13 protein-coding genes are annotated in these 15,795 nt (G+C 67.6%); 8 read left to right on the top strand and 5 right to left on the bottom strand.

The annotated features are described in order from the left end of the window. Positions 1 to 83 precede the first annotated feature (83 nt). Genes AC5P68_RS02055 through AC5P68_RS02045 form a run of 3 tightly spaced genes read left to right on the top strand, consistent with a single transcriptional unit; the run spans position 84 to position 2,724 of the window. The gene (locus tag AC5P68_RS02055) at positions 84 to 281 is read left to right on the top strand and encodes a zinc-finger domain-containing protein (protein WP_005410967.1); all 198 of its coding nucleotides are present in this window, start codon (positions 84 to 86) and stop codon (positions 279 to 281) included. A 15-nt stretch (positions 282 to 296) separates the two neighbouring features. Further along, a complete protein-coding gene (locus AC5P68_RS02050; RefSeq protein WP_049453155.1) occupies positions 297 to 1,412 on the top strand; it encodes a glycosyltransferase in 1,116 nt (371 codons plus the stop codon). Then, positions 1,393 to 2,724, top strand: coding sequence for an O-antigen ligase family protein (locus AC5P68_RS02045; protein ID WP_049453153.1), 1,332 nt, complete (start codon positions 1,393 to 1,395; stop codon positions 2,722 to 2,724). The genes AC5P68_RS02050 and AC5P68_RS02045 overlap by 20 nt, the downstream gene beginning before the upstream one ends. Before the next feature lie 46 nt (positions 2,725 to 2,770). Here the strand turns inward: AC5P68_RS02045 and AC5P68_RS02040 are convergent, their stop codons facing one another. Next, positions 2,771 to 3,688 (bottom strand): LpxL/LpxP family Kdo(2)-lipid IV(A) lauroyl/palmitoleoyl acyltransferase, encoded by a 918-nt coding sequence (locus AC5P68_RS02040; RefSeq protein ID WP_033835645.1) that lies wholly within the window; start codon positions 3,686 to 3,688, stop codon positions 2,771 to 2,773. A gap of 60 nt (positions 3,689 to 3,748) precedes the next feature. On the opposite strand from AC5P68_RS02040, the gene waaA reads away from it, so the two are divergent. Beyond that, on the top strand, positions 3,749 to 5,047 hold the full coding sequence (gene waaA / locus AC5P68_RS02035) for a lipid IV(A) 3-deoxy-D-manno-octulosonic acid transferase (RefSeq protein ID WP_049403581.1): 1,299 nt from the start codon (positions 3,749 to 3,751) through the stop codon (positions 5,045 to 5,047). 216 nt (positions 5,048 to 5,263) lie between these two features. Then, positions 5,264 to 6,481, top strand: coding sequence for an amino acid transporter (locus AC5P68_RS02030; protein WP_231522130.1), 1,218 nt, complete (start codon positions 5,264 to 5,266; stop codon positions 6,479 to 6,481). Between the two features lie 87 nt (positions 6,482 to 6,568). Here AC5P68_RS02030 and AC5P68_RS02025 read toward each other — a convergent pair whose 3' ends face one another. The 3 genes from AC5P68_RS02025 to AC5P68_RS02015 form a co-directional block, all read right to left on the bottom strand. Continuing rightward, on the bottom strand, positions 6,569 to 7,927 hold the full coding sequence (locus AC5P68_RS02025; RefSeq protein WP_033835642.1) for a TolC family outer membrane protein: 1,359 nt from the start codon (positions 7,925 to 7,927) through the stop codon (positions 6,569 to 6,571). A 16-nt stretch (positions 7,928 to 7,943) separates the two neighbouring features. Then, positions 7,944 to 8,591, bottom strand: a complete 648-nt coding sequence (locus tag AC5P68_RS02020) for a protein-L-isoaspartate O-methyltransferase family protein (protein ID WP_005414414.1) — start codon at positions 8,589 to 8,591, stop codon at positions 7,944 to 7,946. 136 nt (positions 8,592 to 8,727) lie between these two features. Beyond that, entirely contained in the window at positions 8,728 to 9,408 is a 681-nt protein-coding gene (locus AC5P68_RS02015) for a TetR/AcrR family transcriptional regulator (RefSeq protein WP_033835640.1), read from the bottom strand. 117 nt (positions 9,409 to 9,525) lie between these two features. Here AC5P68_RS02015 and AC5P68_RS02010 point away from each other — a divergent pair, with 117 nt between their 5' ends. After that, positions 9,526 to 10,656: an efflux RND transporter periplasmic adaptor subunit gene (locus tag AC5P68_RS02010; protein ID WP_423373121.1), complete on the top strand. Its 1,131-nt coding sequence runs from the start codon at positions 9,526 to 9,528 to the stop codon at positions 10,654 to 10,656. A 4-nt stretch (positions 10,657 to 10,660) separates the two neighbouring features. Continuing rightward, positions 10,661 to 13,822 (top strand): efflux RND transporter permease subunit, encoded by a 3,162-nt coding sequence (locus AC5P68_RS02005; RefSeq protein WP_005410957.1) that lies wholly within the window; start codon positions 10,661 to 10,663, stop codon positions 13,820 to 13,822. Between the two features lie 158 nt (positions 13,823 to 13,980). On the opposite strand, the gene AC5P68_RS02000 is transcribed toward AC5P68_RS02005, so the two are convergent. Next, positions 13,981 to 14,886: a LysR family transcriptional regulator gene (locus AC5P68_RS02000; protein WP_231522129.1), complete on the bottom strand. Its 906-nt coding sequence runs from the start codon at positions 14,884 to 14,886 to the stop codon at positions 13,981 to 13,983. A 117-nt stretch (positions 14,887 to 15,003) separates the two neighbouring features. Here AC5P68_RS02000 and AC5P68_RS01995 point away from each other — a divergent pair, with 117 nt between their 5' ends. Next, positions 15,004 to 15,777: an SDR family oxidoreductase gene (locus AC5P68_RS01995; RefSeq protein WP_033835636.1), complete on the top strand. Its 774-nt coding sequence runs from the start codon at positions 15,004 to 15,006 to the stop codon at positions 15,775 to 15,777. Positions 15,778 to 15,795: the final 18 nt, after the last annotated feature.

The following is a 15,795-nucleotide window of genomic DNA, read 5'->3' as shown; positions in this document are numbered from 1 at the left end:
CGCAAAGACCCGTTGCGGCGCAATGTCGGGGCGGCCTGGATGCTAGAATCACAGGCCTCGCAACCCGTTCATCGACATCCGCCATGAGCCATACCGCCACTGCGCCCGCCAACGCCGAGAAGCGCTACACCGTGCACCGCAGCGATCTGCCGCTGAGCTGCCCGACCCCGGAAATGGCGCTGTGGAACTCGCATCCGCGCGTGTACCTGCCGATCGAAGACGAGCCCAATGGCGAAGCGCAGTGCCCGTACTGCGGTTCCGTGTTCGTGCTGGCCGACTAAGCGGCCGCCCCCTTGATGCGCCGATTGACCGTGGTGCAGTTGCTGCCGGCGCTGCACTCCGGCGGCGTCGAGCGCTCGACCCTGGAAATCGCTGCGGCCCTGGTCGCCGCCGGCCATCGCGCGCTGGTGGTTTCCGCCGGTGGCCGCCTGGTGCAGCCGCTGCTCGACAGCGGTGCCGAGCACCTCACCCTGGACATTGGCCGCAAGTCGCTGCTGACCCTGCGCCACTTGCCGACCCTGCGTCGCTTGTTTGCCGAGGTTGGTGCGGACATCGTGCATGCCCGCTCGCGGCTGCCGGCCTGGCTGGGCCTGTACGCAATCCGTGCCCTGCCTGCCGCGCAACGCCCGCACTGGGTGACCACCGTGCATGGGCTGAATTCGCCCAGCCGCTACAGCGCGGTGATGACCAGCGGCGAACGCGTGATCTGCGTGTCCAACACCGTGCGCGATTACGTGCAGCGCCACTACCCGACCGTGCCCGAACAGGCATTGCAGGTGATTCCGCGTGGCGTCGATGTGGCCCAGTTCCCGCGCGTGGCGCGTGCCGATCGCCGTGCGCGGATGGCGCTTGCGGCAGAGTACCCATGGCTGGCGCAGGTTGAAGGCCCCTTGCTGCTGTTGCCGGGGCGTGGCACCCGTCTGAAGGGTCACGCACACGCATTGCAGCTGCTGGCGGATGTGCGCGCCGCCGGCGTGCCGGCACAGTTGTGGATGCTGGGCACCGATGAACCCGGCCGTGAAGCCTACGTGGCCGACCTGCGCCGGCAGGCGGCCGCGCTCGGCGTGGCCGAGGCCGTGCACATCAGCACGCCGACCGCACGCATCGCCCAGGCCTACGCGGCCAGCGACCTGGTACTGCAGCTGTCGGACAAGCCCGAAGCGTTCGGCCGCACCGTGGTCGAGGCGTTGTCGGTGGGCCGGCCGGTGCTGGGTTGGGACCATGGCGGCGTTGGTGAGCTGCTTCGGCAGCTGCAACCCGCAGGTGCCGTGCCGCTCGGCGATGCGCGGGCATTGGGTGAACGTGCGCTGGCCCTGCTGGCCCAGCCCCCGTCCTTGCCGACCCGCATCCCGTTTACCCTGCAGGCCATGCAGCGCGATACCCTCCGCCTCTATGCCGACCTCGCCGGCTGACCCCGCCGTCATCGTGCGCGACGACCGCGCCGGGCGCTGGGCGCCCTGGTGGGTGCTGGCGTACGTGGCGATGTGGCCGTTGCCAGGCATCGCCGAAACCGTGTTGGGCCTGGGCGCGCTGTACGCGGCGGCGCGCATGGTGACGCGCCGCCTGCAGCGCCGCCCGCATCTGTTGAGCACGGCGGCCTGGGCACTGACTTCGATCCTGTTCCTTGGTTACTGGCTGCCGCAGGCATTCTCCGCATTCGATGCGATCGATCCGGCGGCCTCGTGGACCAAGGCTGCTGCGGGCCTGCGCTATCTGCCCTTCATGTGGCTGGTGGCGATCGCGGTGGCTACGCCGGAGCGGCGGCGGCTGACCTTCGCGGGGCTGGCACTGATCACCGGCGCATGGACGCTGGATGCACTGGTGCAGGCGGTGGCCGGCACCAGCCCATGGTTCTGGTCGCTGGAACACCTGAAGCTGGCGGTCAGTGGCCACGCACTGTGCCCGGCCGACGAGGCCGCACTGGCAGATCGCCTCAGTGGCGCACTGGGACCGTGCAACCTGAAGTTCGGCCAGGTGCTGGCCAGCCTGTCGCCGTTCCTGCTGCTGCCCGCCGCGCGGCGCTTTGGCAACACGGGCTGGCTGCTGGCTGCGGCAGCGCTGGGCAGCGTGTTGCTGTTGGCCGGTTCGCGCGCCTCGTGGATCACCTTCGCGCTGGTGCTGGCCTACAGCGGCGTGCGCCAGTTCGGCTGGAAACGGCTGGCCGCGCTGGCGCTGGTGGCGGTGCTCGGCGCCGGTGCGCTGACCGCCAGCGTGCCGCAGCTGCGCGAGCGCTTCGCGCGTACGGCCATGGCCCTGGATGGGGGCGAGCGTGGTGTCGACGAGGCCCTGTCAGGGCGCGCGCGGATCTGGGAAGCCGCCGCCTGCATGATTGAAGAGCACCCGATCAATGGCGTGGGTGCACGTGGTTTCCGCGATGCCTATTCCGCTTGCGTGGCGGAGGAAGGGCCGGCCGTGTGGGGCAATGCCCCGGCGCTTCATGCCCATCAGATCGTGCTGGAAATCCTCGCAGAGACTGGAGTGATTGGTCTGTTGCTGTGGCTGGCGGCGGTGGCCCAGGCCTGGCGCGCATGGCGCTACGCGCCGGCAATGGCCCGCGAACGCGCGCGTCCGGCGATGCTGGCGCTGGCGGTGACCGTGTTCCCGCTGAACACCCATCTGGCGTTCTATTCGGCCTTCTGGGGTGGCCTGACCGTATTGCTGGCCGCGCTGTTCGCCGGCAGCCTGCTGGCGCGCGACGCGGATGAATCGCCGGCGCTGAAGTAACTGCGCATCCACGCCATGCGTGGAGAGAGCCAATCCGCTCCCCGCGTTACTTGTAGAAAGCGCTCCGGCCACCCGGCTGCCGCTTGAATCGGCGATGGATCCAGAGGTACTGGTCGGGCGCCTCGCGCACCATCTCTTCGATGGCCTGGTTGACCCGCGTGGTATCGGCTTCCACGTCGTCGCTGGGGAAATTCTCCAGTGGCGCGCCGATCTTCAGGAAGTACTTCCCGCCTTCGCGGCGATGGAAATACGGGATCACCGCACAGCCGGTCATCCGCGCCAGCTGGTGGGTGGCGGTGATGGTCGAAGCGGTGTGGCCGAAGAACGGCACGAACACGGTGTCCTTGCCGCGCATGTCCTGGTCGGGCGCGTACCAGAGGAAGCCGCCCTTCTTCAGGTGGCGCACGGTAGCGCGGATGTCCTCATTGGCGAACATTGCCTTGGCGTAGCGCAGGCGGCCGAACTTCACCGCCCACTCGTACACCGGGTTCTTGTGCTTGCGGTACATGCCTGAAAGATCAACGTAGTCGCACAGCAGGCGCCCGCACATTTCCAGGGTCATGAAATGGCCGGACACCAGCAGCACGCCACGACCTTCCGCCTGCATCTGCCGTAGATGTTCCAGTCCTTCGATCTGCACCTGCGGGCGGATGCTGTCGATGCTGCCCCACCAGGCGCGGATGCACTCGAACACGCCCACACCCAGGGCATCGAAGCTGTCGCGCACCAGGCGCTGGCGCCAGGCCTCGTCCTTCTCGGGGAAGCACAGCTGCAGGTTGACCTCGGCGGCGCGGCGACGGCTGCCCAGCAGGCGCCAGGTGATCCAGCCGACGCCCCGGCCCAGCGCACGCTGCAGCATCCACGGCAGGCGGGCGATGGCGAAGGCGCCCAGCATGGCGGCGAACATCGGCCAGTTGCGGGGATCGCGCAGCGACGGGCGGACGGCGGTGGTGGCATCGGACATTGGCCCATTCTACCAAGGCGGCCGCGTGTCTTTCCCGGGGGGCTCCCGTATCCTTGCCGCATGCGTAAAGACCCTGTCGAATGGATCCTGCGCGGCCTGTACTCGGTCGTGCTCTACATCCTGCTGCCGATCACCGTGTACCACCTGGTCTGGCGCGGCTTCCGGGTCCGTGAATACTTCCGGCGCTGGGATGAGCGCTATGCTTCCTATCCGCAGCCCACCGGCCAACCGCGGGTCTGGCTGCACGCGGTCTCGGTGGGCGAAGTCAATGCCGCTGCGCCGCTGGTGAACGCGCTGCGCAAGGAGCGCCCGGACATCCGCTGGGTCATCACCACCATCACCCCGACCGGCTCCGAGCGCGTGCGTGCGCTGTGGGGCGACGCCCTGGACCACGTCTACCTGCCGTATGACGTGCCCGGCAGCGTCAACCGCTTCCTCGGCCACTTCCAGCCCAGCCTGGCGCTGATCCTGGAAACCGAACTGTGGCCGAACATGCTGTTCGGCTGCCGTGACCGTGGCATTCCGGTCTACATCCTCAACGCGCGCCTCTCGGCGCGTTCGCTGCGGGGCTACCGGCTGCTGGCGTCATTGATCCGCCGCGCACTGCGCACGGTCACCTGCGTAGCCGCTCAGTCGCAGGACGATGCCGAGCGTTTCGTGCAGCTGGGTGCCGCGCCGGAGCAGGTGCAGGCGCTGGGCAACCTGAAGTTCGACATCACTACGCCGGACGTGCAGGGCTTCGTCGAGCAGTTCCATGCCCGCGTGCCGGCCCGGCGGCCGGTGTGGATCGCCGCCAGTACCCATGATGGTGAAGAACAGGCGGTGATCGATCTGCATCGTCGCCTGCGCCGGCAGCACCCCGACCTGTTGCTGCTGTGGGCGCCCCGGCATCCCGAGCGCTTCCCGAAGGTGGAGGCGCTGGCGCGGGAGCAGGGCTGGAACGTGGCAACCCGGCGCGCGAAGCAGTGGCCGGAGGTTGGAACCGATGTGTTCGTCATCGATACCCTGGGCGAGCTGATGCCGTTCTATGCCTGCGCGCAGGTGGCGTTTGTCGGTGGAAGCCTGCAGCCGATCGGTGGCCACAACCTGCTGGAGCCGGCGGCGATGGGCACCGCTGCGGTGACGGGCCCGCACCTGCACAACTTCTCGGAGATTTCCCGCCGCATGCGCGAGGCGGGCGCGCTGTTGATCGGCGAAGACGTGCAGGCGGTCGGCGAACTGCTGCAGCACCTGCTCGAAGATCCGCAGGCACGCGAGGACATGGCGCGGGCAGGCTGCACGCTGATCAGCAACGGACGCGGTGCCCTGCAGCGTACGCTGGCGCTGGTCGGACCGCACCTGCCGCCGCCTTGCCGCTGAGTCCGAAGGGCCGGCGCACGCGACGTGACTGTCGTGAAAGACCGCGTCAATTCTGCTTAGCGACCTGGAATCTGTCGTAGCGGGACCGGGAGCTTGCTTGCCAACGTGCCTGCCGTCACATCGTGATGCGCATGGCGCGTATTCCGATACCGCCTCCCGGCACAGGCTGTCAGTCTGCTGTCGACCGCGCTTGGGCGGATATCAAGGGAACTTGCGATGGACAGCGACAGCAGCCCCGGCATCGATGAGCCCGGGTACGGCGATCGCCTTGTGGTGGTGGCACTGACCTTGCTGCTGGGAGGCGGCGTGGTCGCGCTGGTCGGGCAGCACACCGCAGCCCAGGCAGGCCCGGCCATCGTCCTGAGCCTGCTGCTGGCCGCGCTGGGTACAGGGCCGCTGCTGTACTGCCTGCACGTTCTGAACCAGCAAAGGCCCGCTGCCGATGGCCTGCATGGCGTGGTGCGGGACTGCTGGGGAGGCGTGCCGGCCGTTCTGCTCGGTGGCGCGCTGCTGCTGGAACTGGTGGTGACTGCCGCTGGCGTTGCGCAGTCCGTCGCCAACCATCTGCATGTTCTGCTGGCTGGTTGTGGAATCGAGGCCAGCAACGGGATGCCGGGTCAACTGATGGCTGCTGCCAGCCTGCTGTTGCTTGCAGCGGTCGGGTCGCTGCGGCCACACCGTGTGGTGCTGGTTGCCTGCGTGCTGCTGACGGTGAAGGTCGGCGCCGGCCTGCTGTTGCTGGTGCTGGCAGCCCGCCATGTGCACTACGCGTACTGGATTCCATGGCTGCCGCCGGCAACGGCACCCTATCGCTTCGGGATCGGCGGTGTACTGGCGGCGAGCGTGCCGCTGTACGGTGTGTTCGCCACCGTTGGCCTGGCGATGGGATTTCCTGGCATCGGCAGGCAGGCGAGGGCACGGCCGCCGCTGCTGCCGGCGTGCGTGCTGCTGGCCATGGTGCTGCTGATTGTACTGGCCGCGTTGCAGACGGGCCTGGTCGAATTTCCGGCCCTGGCCAGCACGCGGCCTTTGTCGGTCGCCCTGCAGCATCACCCGCAGTTGTACTGGGCGATGCCCTTGCTGCCGCTGGCCGGAGTGGCAGGGTTGGTGGCGCTCATCCTGGTGCTGCTGATGTTGGCTGCGCGGGTGGCGATGCAGCTGTGGCCGACGGCAGGTGACCGATCCCTGGAGTTCCTGGAGAGACTGGTGCCGGTTGCCGTCGTCCTGTCGGCGGCATTGCTGGCGTTGTGGGCGCCCATGGGCAGCCTGCCGGTACTGCCTGGTCCGGCAACCCTGTTGGTGATGGGGGCCGTGTGCGTGGCCGTGCTGCGCGGACGGGCACCGCGGTCACGCGCCCTGCCGGTGCTGGCTCCCGTCGCCATCGCACTGTGTCTGCTGGCCGCAGTCGAACGGATGCGGGTCTGGCCCGGCTGACGGTCGGTGGGTGCATGCTTCCGTCCGCGCGACCAACAAAAAAGCCACCCTCGCGGATGGCTTCTTCGTGACCGGCAGGCTGACGACTCAGTGCGTGGTGGTTGCCGGGTTGCCCGCGTCCTGGGTCAGCAGGCGGTTGACGTCCTGCAGCTCGGCCACGTCCAGCGCACCCAGCGACTGGCTCAGCAGCAGGCGGTTCTGCAGGAAGGTGTAACGGGCCTGGGCGTAGTCCAGCTGCGCCGAGAACAGGATGCGCTGGTTCTGGATCACGTCCAGCACGGTACGGGTGCCGACTTCCAGGCCGACCTGCGAGGCGTCATAGGCGCTCTGTGCCGAGACCACCGCCAGGCGGCGGGCTTCCACTTCGCTGATGCCCTGTACCAGGGTCTGGTACGCATTGCGGGTGTTGCGGTCCAGGGCACGCTTCTGCTGCTCGTAGCCGTCCTGGGCAATGTCACGCTGGGCCAGCGCCTGGCGCACGCCGGACTGGGTAGCGCCGCCGGCGAAGATCGGCACGTTCAGGGTCAGGCCGATGCTGTTGGTGCGGGCGTCGGGGGACAGCGAGCCGGAGCCGGTGCTGTCGCCCCAGGTCGCGGTCTTGCCCCAGCTGCCGCCCAGCGACAGGGTCGGGTAGTGGCCACCACGCGCGGCCTGCACGCCGGCTTCGGCGGCGCTCACCTTCAGTTCCTGCGCCTTCAGCGCCGGATTCTGGGTGGTGGCCTGGTGCACCAGCTCGTCGATGTTGCCACGGTTGGCCGGCACTTCCGGACGGAAGTCGGCCGGCAGCCCACGCAGGTTGGTCACCGGCTGGCCGGTCAGTTCGGTCAGCGCCTGGTAGTTATCGGCCAGGGTGTTCTGCGCAACGATGGTGTTGGCGCGCGCCTGGTCGTACTGGGCGCGTGCTTCGTGCACGTCGGTGATCGGCGCCAGGCCCACTTCCAGGCGCTTGTCGGCGAAGTCGAACTGCTTCTTCGCAGCCGCTTCATTGGTCTGTGCGGCGTTCAGCGATTCGATCGCCACCAGCACGTTGAAGTAGGCCGCCGAGGTGCGCACGATCAGGCTGTCGTTGGCAGATTCGAGGGTGAAGTCCGCCGCCTTGCTCAGCTCACGCTGCGAACGCAGGTTGTTGATCTGGGTCCAGTTGAACAGCGTCTGGCTGCCATCGATCGTGTAATTGCGGCGCTTGTTGGTGAACGAGCCGGAGTTGATGTCGGCGTTCGGCTCGCTGCGCGTGCGGTTCAGCGTGGCCTGGCCGTTGATCTGCGGCAGCAGGGCGGCGCGCGCCTGCACGGCGCCTTCCTTGTCGACCAGCCGGGTCGATTCGGCGGCGGACAGCTGCGGATCGCCGTTGCGTGCCATTTCGTAGACCTGCAGCAGGTCGGCGGCATGGGCAGACAACGGCAGCAGGGCAGTGGCCAGCGCAACAGCGAGGGATCGGCGGATCATTGCGGCTTCCTTGGACTCAGAGGTGGAACTGGGGGGCCGGGGCGGCACCACGCAGGTAATCGATATCGGTCTCGAACAGGGACTCGGTGCTGCCGTCGGCCTTGACCAGCAGGGCCTCCATCGCCGGCGAGCGGCCGTGGATCACGAACAGGCGACCACCCGGACGCAGCCACGAGGCGAACTGTGACGGCACCACGTCGACCGCACCAGTGACACAGATCACGTCAAAGCGGCGTTCGGTCTGCCAGGACAGGGCGTCAGCCACTTCCACGCGGACGTTGGTGCCCAGGCCGGAGGCGTCCAGGCGGGCACGCGCGGCGGCGGCCAGCTCCGGGTCGATCTCCAGGCTCAGCACGTCGCGCGCCAGCGCGCCGATGCAGGCGGACAGGAAGCCGCTGCCGGTGCCGATTTCCAGCACTTCGTCACCCGGCTGCAGATCCAGTGCCTGCAGGGTACGGCCCTCGATGACCGGCTTCATCATCTTCTGGCCGTGGCCGATCGGCAGTTCGACATCGGCGTAGGCCAGCGCCCGGTGTGCATCGGCGACAAAAGCCTCGCGCGGCAGGCGGGCCAGGACGTCGAGCACCTTGATGTCCAGCACGTCCCAGGGACGGATCTGCTGTTCCACCATCAGTTCGCGGGCGTGGGCGTAATCAATCGTCATGAGGTTCAAATCCAGCGCAGTGGGCCGGCCATTTTACCGGTGCCGGAGGCCGGCGGCGCGCCCAGAGCATCAGCTGCCGGGTGGCCGGGGTCGCAGTGCCGGAAGTCATCGCGACCTCCGGTTCGTTCAGTTTTGGTTATTCAGCCGTCCCGGCCCCTCGCGGCGCATAGGCGCGCAGGAAGAAGTCGATGCTGGCGGTCACGTGGGCAAGAGGGTCGCACTCCACCGGTGACAGTGGCATGCCGCACATCATATGCATGTGCACTTCGCCCTTGACCAGGGTCAGGAACTGCTCGCCAGCCAGCGAATAGTCGGTGATTTCCAGCTCGCCGCGCTCGGCGCGTGCCCGCAGGAAGTCAGCCAGGGCCTCGCAGGTACGTTCCGGTCCTGCCTTCCAGAACAGCTCGCGCAGGCGTTCGTCGGTCTCCGGCGCCATCATCATGCGCTGGATCGAGATCGCCGCATCGGAAGTGATCAGTTCGAAGAAGGCCAGGCCGATGCCGATCAGCTGGTCGCGCAGCGGGCCGTCCGCGTCGGCCACGAACAGGGCATCGGGCAGCATTTCAACGCACTTTGACTGCACGGCCTCGGAGAACAGGGTCTCCTTGTCGCCGAAGTGGCTGTACACGGTCAGCTTCGAGACGCCGGCCTGGGCGGCAATGGCGTCCATGCTCACGCCGGTATACCCCTGTTCGATGAACAGTACCTTGGCTGCTTCGAGGATCGCCGCGCGCTTGCCCAGATCCTTGGGGCGCCCGGGTCCGGCGGCCTTGGCAGCGGGCTTGGCCGACGGCTTGCGGGAAGTGGAAGAACTCATCGCAACAATACTAGACCAAGCGGTTCGATATTTATACTATACCGGCCGGTTTATTAAATTGGGCCGGCAGTCGCGGCTCCCCCTTGTTGCAACCCTGCGTTTTCAGGACGTTGACCGATGAAGATCGTGCGCTGGATGGGCGGTATGGTGTGGGTGGCTGCGCTGGCAGCCTGTTCGGGACAGGAACAGGCGCCGCAGGCGGCCGTGCCGGTACTGGTGGTTCACCCCGGCGAACAGGCCGGACAGGCGCCGGCGGCATTCCCGGGCACGGTGCGTGCCCGTCAGGAAAGCCCGCTGTCGTTCCGCGTCGGAGGCAACCTGGTCAAGCGCCACGTCGATGCCGGCCAGCGGGTGAAGAAGGGCGACGTGCTGGCCGAACTGGACGTGGCTGACTTCGCGCTGCAGGCCCGTGCCTCACAGGCGCAGCTGGCTGCGGCCGAGGCCGACCTGGTGCGTGCCCGCGATGACCTGAAGCGCTACCAGGTGCTGGCCGACCAGCAACTGGTCAGCCGCTCGCAGCTGGACCAGCAGTCCGCGGCGTTCAAGGCCGCGCAGGGCCGGGCCAATGCGGCCCGCGCCAACCTCGATGTGCTGCGCAACCAGGCTGACTACGCGCAGCTGCGCGCGCCGGCCGATGGCGTGATCGCCAGCCGCGAGGCCGAAGCCGGGCAGGTGGTGTCCGCCGGCCAGACCATCTTCAACCTGGCCGCCGATGGCGGCCGCGAAGTGCTGATCGACCTGCCCGAGGCGACCATCCGCGACTACGCGGTCGGCCAGCCGGTCGAGGTGGAACTGTGGAACCGCCCGGGCCAGCGCCTGCCCGGTACGATCCGCGAGATCGCCGCCGCCGCCGATCCGCAGGCACGCACCTATGCCACCCGCGTCAGCCTGGCCGCCGATGCGCTGGCCGATGTCGAACTGGGCCAGAGCGCACGCGTCTACAGCAGCGCCGGTCGCCACGGTACCCTGCAGCTGCCGCTGGGCGCGCTGCAGCGCGGTGCCAACGGTGCCGCCAGCGTGTGGGTGGTCGATCCGGCCAACAGCACGCTGAAGGCCGCCTCGGTCACCACCGGTGCGTTTGGCAGCGAGACCGTGCCGGTGCTGTCCGGCGTGAACGCGGGTGACTGGGTGGTTGCCGCCGGTGGCCACCTGCTGCGGGCGGGCCAGCCGGTGATCGCCGTGGACCGGCAGAACCGCCCGGTGCTGAAGCCGGCCGCGCCGGCCGCTGCCGCCAAGGCCAAGGAGTAAGCCGGTGCGCCGCTTCAATCTTTCCGAGTGGGCGCTGGCCAACCGCCCGCTGGTGCTGTTCGCGATGCTGGCCTTCGCGCTGATCGGCGCGTGGTCGTACAAGCACCTGGGCCAGTCCGAGGATCCACCATTCACCTTCAAGGCGATGGTGGTGCGCACGCTGTGGCCGGGCGCCACCGCTGAACAGGTCTCGCGGCAGGTGACCGAGCCGATCGAGAAGGCGCTGATGAACACCGGCGAGTACGAGTTCATCCGCTCCTATTCGCGCCCCGGCGAATCGCAGGTCATCTTCATGGCCCGCGACAGCCTGCGTTCCAGGCAGATCCCGGACCTGTGGTACCAGGTGCGCAAGCGCGTGGGCGACATCCGTGCGACGCTGCCGCGCGAGATCGTCGGTCCGTTCTTCAACGATGAGTTCGGCGACACCTACGGCAACATCTATGCGTTGACCGGCAAGGGCTTCGACTACGCTGTGATGCGCGACTACGCCGACCGCATCCAGCTGGAACTGCAGCGCGTGCCCGATGTCGGCAAGATCGACCTGGTCGGCCTGCAGGACGAGAAGGTGTGGATCGAGCTGTCCAACACCCGCCTGGCCACGCTGGGTGTGTCGATGCAGCAGGTACAGCAGGCGCTGGCCGACCAGAATGCGGTCACCGGCACCAGCTTCTTCGAGACCGCCACCGACCGCGTGCAGCTGCGCGTGACCGGCCAGTTCAACGACATCGAAGCGATCCGCCAGTTCCCGATCCGCGCCGGTGACCGCACCGTGCACCTGGGCGACATCGCCGAGGTCAAGCGTGGCTTCGCCGATCCGGCGTCGCCGAAGATGCGCTTCATGGGTGAAGAGGCCATCGGCCTGGCAGTGGCGATGAAGGATGGCGGTGACATCCTCAAGCTCGGCGCCAATCTCGATGCCGAGTTCGAGCGCCTGCAGAAGACCCTGCCGGCGGGCATGCAGCTGCGCAAGGTGTCCGACCAGCCGCAGTCGGTGGAAGAGTCGGTCGGCGAGTTCGTGCAGGTGCTGACCGAAGCGGTGGTGATCGTGCTGCTGGTCAGTTTCTTCTCGCTGGGCCTGCGCACCGGCCTGGTGGTGGGCGTGACCATTCCACTGGTGCTGGCGATGACCTTCTTCGTCATGCACTACTTCGACATCGGCCTGCACAAGATTTCGCTGGGTGCACTGGTGCTGGCGCTGGGCCTGCTGGTGGACGATGCGATCATCGCGGTGGAGATGATGGCCACCAAGATGGAGCAGGGTTACGACCGCCTGCGCGCGGCCAGTTTCGCCTGGGAATCCACCGCGTTCCCGATGCTGACCGGCACGCTGATCACGGCGGCCGGCTTCCTGCCCATCGCTACGGCGGCCTCGAGCACCGGTGAGTACACGCGTTCGCTGTTCCAGGTGGTGACCATCGCGCTGGTGGTGTCGTGGATCGCGGCGGTGCTGTTCATCCCGTACCTGGGCGACAAGATGCTGCCGGACCTGTTCAATCCGCAGCCGCCGAAGCCGGGCAGCGTGTCCGCGCGCTGGCATGCCAAGCGCCAGCAGTGGGCCGACCGCTATCCGGCGCTGGCCAACCTGATCGCGCCGCCGCAGCACGGGCACGACCACGATCCGTACCAGCGCCCGTTCTACCGCAGCTTCCGTCGCTTCCTCGATGGCTGCCTGCGCCACCGCTGGTGGGTGATTGCCGCGACCATCGCCCTGTTCGTGTTCTCGCTGATGATGTTCCGCTTCGTGCCGCAGCAGTTCTTCCCGGATTCGACCCGGCCGGAACTGATGGTGGACATCGAGCTGGCCGAGGGCGCATCGCTGCGCTCGACCCAGGCCCAGGCCGAGAAGCTGGAGAAGCTGCTGTCCAGCCGCGAGGGCATCGCGAACTACGTGTCCTACGTGGGCACCGGTTCGCCGCGCTTCTACCTGCCGCTGGACCAGCAGCTGCCGGCCACCAACTTCGCCCAGTTCGTGGTACTGGCCAAGGACATCAAGGCGCGCGAAAGCACACGTGACTGGCTGCTGCACGAGGTGATTCCGAAGTTCCCGGACGTGCAGATGCGCGTGACCCGCCTGGAGAACGGCCCGCCGGTCGGCTATCCGGTGCAGATGCGCATTTCCGGCGAGCACATCGAGAAGGTGCAGGCGATCGCGCGCCAGGTCGAAGCCAAGGTGCGCGAGAACCCGCACGTGATGAACGTCAACCTGGACTGGAGCGAGCCGAGCAAGGTGGTGCGGCTGGTGATCGACCAGGAGCGTGCGCGGGCGCTGGGCGTGAGCAGTGCCCAGGTCAGCCAGTTCCTGTCCAGTTCGCTGGCCGGGCAGTCGGTGAGCGTGTACCGCGAGGGCAACCGCCAGATCGAGATGCTGCTGCGTGGCCCGGCCGACGAGCGCAACCAGCTGGAGCTGCTGTCGAGCCTGTCGATGCCGACCGCCAACGGCGGCAGCATCACGCTGTCGCAGGTGGCGACGATGGAGTACGGCTTCGAGGACGGCATCATCTGGCACCGCAACCGCCTGCCGACGGTGACCGTGCGTGCCGACATCAGCGATGGCATGCAGCCGCTGGACGTGGTGCATCAGATCCTGCCGACGCTGGATGGCATCCGTGCCGAGCTGCCGAACGGTTACCTGCTGGAAACCGGCGGTACCGTGGAGGATTCGGCACGTGGCCAGAACTCGATCAAGGCCGGCATGCCGCTGTTCCTGGTGGTGGTGGCCACGCTGCTGATGCTGCAGCTGCGCAGCTTCTCGCGTGCGGCGATGGTGCTGGTGACCGCGCCGCTGGGCATCATCGGCGCGACGTTGTTCCTGCTGCTGTTCCGCGCGCCGTTCGGCTTCGTGGCACTGCTGGGCACGATCGCGCTGGCCGGCATGATCATGCGCAACTCGGTGATCCTGATCGACCAGATCCAGCAGGACATCGATGCCGGGCATGACCGCTGGCATTCGATCATCGACGCGACGGTGCGCCGCTTCCGCCCGATCGTACTGACCGCGCTGGCGGCCGTGCTGGCGATGATTCCGCTGTCGCGCAGCGCGTTCTATGGCTCGATGGCGATCTCGATCATGGGCGGCCTGATCGTCGGCACGGTGCTGACCCTGGTGTTCCTGCCGGCGTTGTACGCGGCATGGTTCCGGGTGAAGCCGGACGAATCCGGGGCGTAATGCCCCGGGTTCTGCGGCCACCGCCCTGGTAGGTGCCAACCTTGGTTGGCACTGCGGCACGCATCCACGCATGGCGTGGATCTACTGCAGCTGGTCTTTGCCCTGGTAGGTGCCAACCTTGGTTGGCACTGCAGCACGCATCCACGCATGGCGTGGATCTACTGTAGCTGCAGGCCGCTCCGTAGCACTGGCAGCAGCCATTCGATGAATACCTGCACGCGTTGTGCGCGGTGCTGCCGATGCGGCTGCAGCAGGGTCACCGGCAATGGTTGCGCCACATGCTGCGGCATCACTTCCACCAGCGCACCGGATTGCAGTTCGGCCTGCACGTCGTAGCGCGGAATCTGCAGCAGCCCCAGCCCCGCCACGCAGCACGCGATCGACGCTTCTGCACTGTTCACCCGCACCCAGCCGGGCATCGGCAATGTGCGTAGCTGCGTACCCTCCTGCCATTCCCACGCTTCCACCCGCGCCGTGGTCGGCGACGCGTAGTTCACCGCCCGGTGCTGCTGCAGGTCGGCAGGTTGCTGCGGCACACCGTACTCGCGCAGGTAGGCCGGCGCGGCCACGTTGACGAAGTCGAGCTGGCCCAGTGTGCGCGCGACCAGGCTGGAATCGCCCAACTGCCCGACCCGCAGCACGGCGTCGCAGCCGTCTTCGATCAGGTTCACCGCGCGGTCGGTCATGCCCAGGTCGACTTCCACCTGCGGATGGCGCGCGAAGAAGTCGGGCAGCGCCGGGGCGAGGATGCGGCGGCCGATGCGGCTGGGCACGTCGATCTTCAGCTGGCCCACCGGCTGCGCGTCGTCCTGCCGGAACAGCGCTTCGGCGTCTTCAACTTCGGCGATCAGGCGCAGGCAGCGGGCATGGAACACGTCGCCGTCGTGGGTGGTGGACACCCGTCGGGTCGAGCGCTGCAGCAGGCGGGTGCCGAGCCGCTGCTCCAGCTCCGCAATGGCTGCCGAGACGGTGGAGCGGGGCAGGCCGAGCTGGTCGGCGGCGCGGGTGAAGCTGGCGCACTCCACCACCCGGGTGAAGATGCGGAAGCGATCGATCCGGTCCATTGTTCGCTGGCTCTGGAAGGTTAAGTCAATGCGGCGGGCTTTATCCGCATTTTCTGCACGATATCGTCGTCAGGGCAGGGTTGCCACCCCGGGCAGCCCCCTCCCGAGACCGACGCCATGACCGACCATTCCCTCAAGGGCAGGACCGTGCTGATTGCCGGTGGCGCCAAGAACCTGGGCGGACTGATCGCCCGCGACTTCGCCAGCCAGGGCGCCAAAGCCATCGTCATCCACTACAACAGCGCCGCCACCCAGGCCGATGCAGAGGCGACCGTCGCCGCCGTGCAGGCCGCTGGCAGCAAGGCCGTTGCCCTGCAGGGCGACCTGACGTCGGCGGCAGCGATGGAGCGCTTGTTCGCCGATGCCGTGGCCGCAGTCGGCCGTCCCGACATCGCCATCAATACGGTCGGCAAGGTGCTGAAGAAGCCGCTGCTGGAGATCAGCGAAGCCGAGTACGACGAGATGAGCGCGGTCAACGCCAAGGCCGCGTTCTTCTTTCTCAAGGAGGCTGGACGCCACGTCAACGACGGTGGCCGCGTCTGCACTCTGGTCACCTCACTGCTGGGTGCGTTCACGCCGTTCTATTCCAGCTATGCCGGCACCAAGGCGCCGGTTGAGCATTTCACCCGCGCGGCGTCCAAGGAGTTCGGTGAGCGCGGCATCTCGGTGACTGCGATCGGGCCGGGCCCGATGGACACGCCGTTCTTCTACCCGGCCGAGAGTGCCGATGCGCAGGCGTACCACAAGACCGCGGCCGCGCTCTCGGCGTTCACCCGCACCGGCCTGACCGACATCGCCGACATCGTGCCGTGGATCCGCTTCCTGGTGACCGATGGCTGGTGGATGACCGGGCAGACCATCCTGGTCAATGGTGGGTACACCACCAAATAATGTAGCCACCCCATGGGT

It is taken from the genome of Stenotrophomonas sp. YJH_SMC_58, assembly GCF_059369635.1.
This window is presented reverse-complemented; position numbering and strand designations above follow the sequence as displayed.

Coding starts and splice junctions, on each gene's coding strand:
- AC5P68_RS02055 (WP_005410967.1), top strand. CDS start 84: ATGAGCCATACCGCCACTGCGCCCGCCAACGCCGAGAAGCGCTACACC.
- AC5P68_RS02050 (WP_049453155.1), top strand. CDS start 297: ATGCGCCGATTGACCGTGGTGCAGTTGCTGCCGGCGCTGCACTCCGGC.
- AC5P68_RS02045 (WP_049453153.1), top strand. CDS start 1,393: ATGCCGACCTCGCCGGCTGACCCCGCCGTCATCGTGCGCGACGACCGC.
- AC5P68_RS02040 (WP_033835645.1), bottom strand. CDS start 3,688: ATGTCCGATGCCACCACCGCCGTCCGCCCGTCGCTGCGCGATCCCCGC.
- waaA (WP_049403581.1), top strand. CDS start 3,749: ATGCGTAAAGACCCTGTCGAATGGATCCTGCGCGGCCTGTACTCGGTC.
- AC5P68_RS02030 (WP_231522130.1), top strand. CDS start 5,264: ATGGACAGCGACAGCAGCCCCGGCATCGATGAGCCCGGGTACGGCGAT.
- AC5P68_RS02025 (WP_033835642.1), bottom strand. CDS start 7,927: ATGATCCGCCGATCCCTCGCTGTTGCGCTGGCCACTGCCCTGCTGCCG.
- AC5P68_RS02020 (WP_005414414.1), bottom strand. CDS start 8,591: ATGACGATTGATTACGCCCACGCCCGCGAACTGATGGTGGAACAGCAG.
- AC5P68_RS02015 (WP_033835640.1), bottom strand. CDS start 9,408: ATGAGTTCTTCCACTTCCCGCAAGCCGTCGGCCAAGCCCGCTGCCAAG.
- AC5P68_RS02010 (WP_423373121.1), top strand. CDS start 9,526: ATGAAGATCGTGCGCTGGATGGGCGGTATGGTGTGGGTGGCTGCGCTG.
- AC5P68_RS02000 (WP_231522129.1), bottom strand. CDS start 14,886: ATGGACCGGATCGATCGCTTCCGCATCTTCACCCGGGTGGTGGAGTGC.
- AC5P68_RS01995 (WP_033835636.1), top strand. CDS start 15,004: ATGACCGACCATTCCCTCAAGGGCAGGACCGTGCTGATTGCCGGTGGC.